The following is a 3,209-nucleotide window of genomic DNA, read 5'->3' on the forward strand; positions in this document are numbered from 1 at the left end:
TCGCCGCTGAGAATCTCGCGGCTATTGTTCGAAACAAAACAGCTCCGTTTGCGGACGAGTTCAATCTATTGAAAAACAGAAGAGATCGCGATTTCGCACAGGTCAGGAGAATCTAAAGTTGTTGAAGTATTTCACGCTTCCCCCACTCGATCAGATCTATGCAGCGGCCGGCCACCTCGTTCGTATCCTCGTAATCCTGATGATTGCCTGGATTACCGGTCGCCTCATCCAAAAATGGTTCCCGCGTCTTCGCACGCGAATCGTGGCCCACATGGTCAAGCAGCGCGGCGGCCACGACATCGAACTCGAAAAACGAGCGGCAACGCTCAGTGCCATCATTCGCAATACGCTGTCCATCATCATTTGGATTCTGGCGATCATCATGGCACTGAAGGAAGGCGGCTTCGACATAGGGCCCATCCTTGCCGGCGCTGGAGTCGTCGGCCTGGCGGTTGGTTTTGGGGCGCAAACTTTGGTGCAAGACGTCATTTCCGGCATGTTCATGCTGCTGGAGAATCAGATTCGAGTCAACGACGTCGCTGTCCTTAACGGTACAGGTGGTCTGGTCGAAGCCATTAACCTTCGTACTACTGTGCTTCGCGGACAGGACGGCACCGTACATGTCTTCCGCAATGGAACTATCAATACCCTTTCGAACATGTCGCACGGCTACTCTTACTACGTTTTCGATATTGGCGTTGCCTACAAAGAAGACACAGATCGGGTCATTGAAGTCGTCAAGGGCATCGCCGATAATCTTATGAAGGAAGAGCCTTTCAATAGCATCATCCTCGCGCCCCTCGAAGTTCTCGGGGTTGACAAGTTTGCCGATTCCGCCGTCATTGTCAAGGCCCGCTTCAAGACGGCGCCCATTCAACAATGGACCGTCGGCAGGGAAATGAACCGCCGCATCAAGAAGAAATTCGACGAAGTCGGCATCGAGATTCCCTTCCCCCACACCAGCATCTACTTCGGCGAGGCAAGCAAGCCTTTTCAATTGCGAATTGAAGGTCCCGAAGGTGAGCAATTGAAGGAAGGGAGCCAGGACGGATCGCGCGATAGCTCCATTCGCGAACCTAGCTCTTAGCTAAAACAGGAACGTCTTCAATCCATCGACAGGCTAAGCTGGTGCCGCACATCGGCGCCGCGGATCCAGAAGATCACGTCTGTCGCGATATTCGCTGCATGATCGGCGATCCGCTCCAGGCTCCGTGAAACCATCAGACCGTTCATCGCCTGCTGCGTATACCTCGGCTGGTCCTGGATCATCTTCAGCAGGTCCGCCTGGGCAGCGCGGTTCATGCGATCGATCTCGTCGTCCATCTCGCGCACCGCATCGGCCAGCCGGGCGTCGCCTTCCAGGAGCGACAGGATAGCCGTACGAATCATCCGCCCAGCCACCTCGCCCATGGCGCTGAAGTCCACCGGCAGCTCCGCCGGCTCAGTCTTCATAATGTCGCGCGTGCGCCGCGAAATGCCCATGGATTGGTCGCCAATGCGTTCAAGATCGCCATTGATCTTGATCACCGCTAGGATGAAGCGCAGGTCGATCGCCATCGGCTGTTCCTTGGCGAGCAGCTCGTACGCCATCTCGTCCAGCTCTCGCTGCGCAGAGTCGATCGCCGTCTCGTTCTGCTTGACGAATTTGCACAAGTCCTTGTCCCGCAGAAGGTAGGCGTCCACTGCGGACTCGACCGCCTGCTGCGCCATAGCAGCCATGGCAAGGAGCTTGTCCTTGAGTTCAGCAAGCTGAATTTGAAAATGAATCCGCGGCACGGCCCGTTTTTCTCCTATCGACCATTGTGCATCAACCAGTGTTAAGAGGAGACAAATTTCCCTCAGAGCATCCTGTTTGACACGTCTTGCCCATGAAAGCGAGCACCCCCGGCCAATCGAAACAACGCTGGCCCGGTGATCTAGGCTAACAGAATGAACGATCCGGCTTCGACACCAAAGTCCATGCTCAGCATCGATCCCGCCGCGCACCCGCCGCGCCAGATCTACAAATTGATGACCGGCATCATCGTGCCGCGCCCCATCGCCCTCGTTTCGACCATCGACGCCGCCGGCAACGCCAATCTCGCGCCCTTCAGCTTCTTCGCCGGAGTTGGCTCTGCGCCCCCAACTGCGCTCTTCTGCCCCGCGCTCCGTCCCGGCGGAGCCGCCAACGCCGGCCAGCGCAAAGACACCCTCCGCAACGTTGAACAGACGCGCGAATTCGTCATCAATATCATCAGCGAATCCATCGCCGCGCAGGCCAATCTGACCGCCGCAGAAGTCGGCCCGGAGATCGACGAATTCCGACTCTCCGGCCTGACTCCGATAGCCAGCGAAGCTGTCAAGCCGCCCCGCGTCGCCGAGTCGCCCGCGCAAATGGAGTGCCGCCTCCTGCAAGTGATCTACACCGGCGACCAACCCTCCAGCGGAGTCGTCGTGCTCGGCGAAGTATTGCGCTTCCACGTGCGCGAAGACCTCGTCGACGACTTCCGTATCGATCCCGCCGGCCTCGACGCAGTCGGCCGCATGGCCGGCAATACCTGGGTGCGCACCCGCGATCGCATTGAGCTCATCCGACCGAAATAGCTGCTTGTCGCCGATGCGCCTCCGCGAAAGCTATACTGGTCCCCACAATCGTCAGGCCCGCCAGGAACAACTGCAAAGGAGGCTTCCGTGGCTCACGTCTGCGAATCAACTCACCCGTCCAGCTTGATTGATCATTCCGTGGGCTTCATGTTGCGCGTGCTCGTGCTTCTCGTTCTTCTTTTTGCCGTTCCCTTCCTTGCAGGTTGCCGCAGCAGCGATCCGCCGCCGACGCGCTCCGCGGCCTCAGCCGCAATCACCGGCGCCATCACCCTCTCGAGCGACAGCCTCGCTGCTGGAACCATTCCGAAGGTGCTTACTTGTGACGGCGCAGACCAGTCGCCGCAACTCAGGTGGACTGCTCCGCCCCCCGAAACCAAAAGCCTTGTCCTCACAGTGACCGATCCCGATGCACCCAGCGGCACCTTTACACACTGGGTGTTGTTCAACCTGCCCCCAACTAGCAGCGATATACCTGCTGGAATTCCGACGCAGAATCAGCTCACCGATGGCTCACGCCAGGGTCGCAACGACTTCGGCAAAATCGGATACGGCGGCCCCTGCCCTCCTCGCGGCACCACCCACCGTTACTTCTTCGATCTCTTCGCACTCAACGCGACCCTTGATCT

At 58.3% G+C, this 3,209-nt stretch carries 4 protein-coding genes; 3 read left to right on the forward strand and 1 reads right to left on the reverse strand.

Going from position 1 to position 3,209, the window contains the following annotated elements:
- Positions 1-118 precede the first annotated feature (118 nt).
- The gene (locus VGK48_28605; GenBank protein HEY2385155.1) at positions 119-1,087 is read left to right on the forward strand and encodes a mechanosensitive ion channel family protein; all 969 of its coding nucleotides are present in this window, start codon (positions 119-121) and stop codon (positions 1,085-1,087) included.
- Between the two features lie 17 nt (positions 1,088-1,104).
- Here VGK48_28605 and phoU read toward each other — a convergent pair whose 3' ends face one another.
- Positions 1,105-1,776: a phosphate signaling complex protein PhoU gene (phoU, locus tag VGK48_28610; protein HEY2385156.1), complete on the reverse strand. Its 672-nt coding sequence runs from the start codon at positions 1,774-1,776 to the stop codon at positions 1,105-1,107.
- A 153-nt stretch (positions 1,777-1,929) separates the two neighbouring features.
- Between phoU and VGK48_28615 the strand changes: the two genes are divergently transcribed.
- Together VGK48_28615 and VGK48_28620 are read left to right on the forward strand one after the other, a co-directional pair.
- Positions 1,930-2,583, forward strand: coding sequence for a flavin reductase family protein (locus VGK48_28615; GenBank protein HEY2385157.1), 654 nt, complete (start codon positions 1,930-1,932; stop codon positions 2,581-2,583).
- 87 nt (positions 2,584-2,670) lie between these two features.
- Positions 2,671-3,209 (forward strand): YbhB/YbcL family Raf kinase inhibitor-like protein (locus tag VGK48_28620; protein HEY2385158.1); only part of this gene is annotated, 539 nt, incomplete at its 3' end.

This window comes from Terriglobia bacterium (assembly GCA_036496425.1).
Classification (GTDB): domain Bacteria; phylum Acidobacteriota; class Terriglobia; order 20CM-2-55-15; family 20CM-2-55-15; genus 20CM-2-55-15.

Excerpts from the sequence above, each read along its gene's own strand:
- VGK48_28615 (HEY2385157.1), top strand. The coding sequence starts at position 1,930 with ATGAACGATCCGGCTTCGACACCAAAGTCCATGCTCAGCATCGATCCC.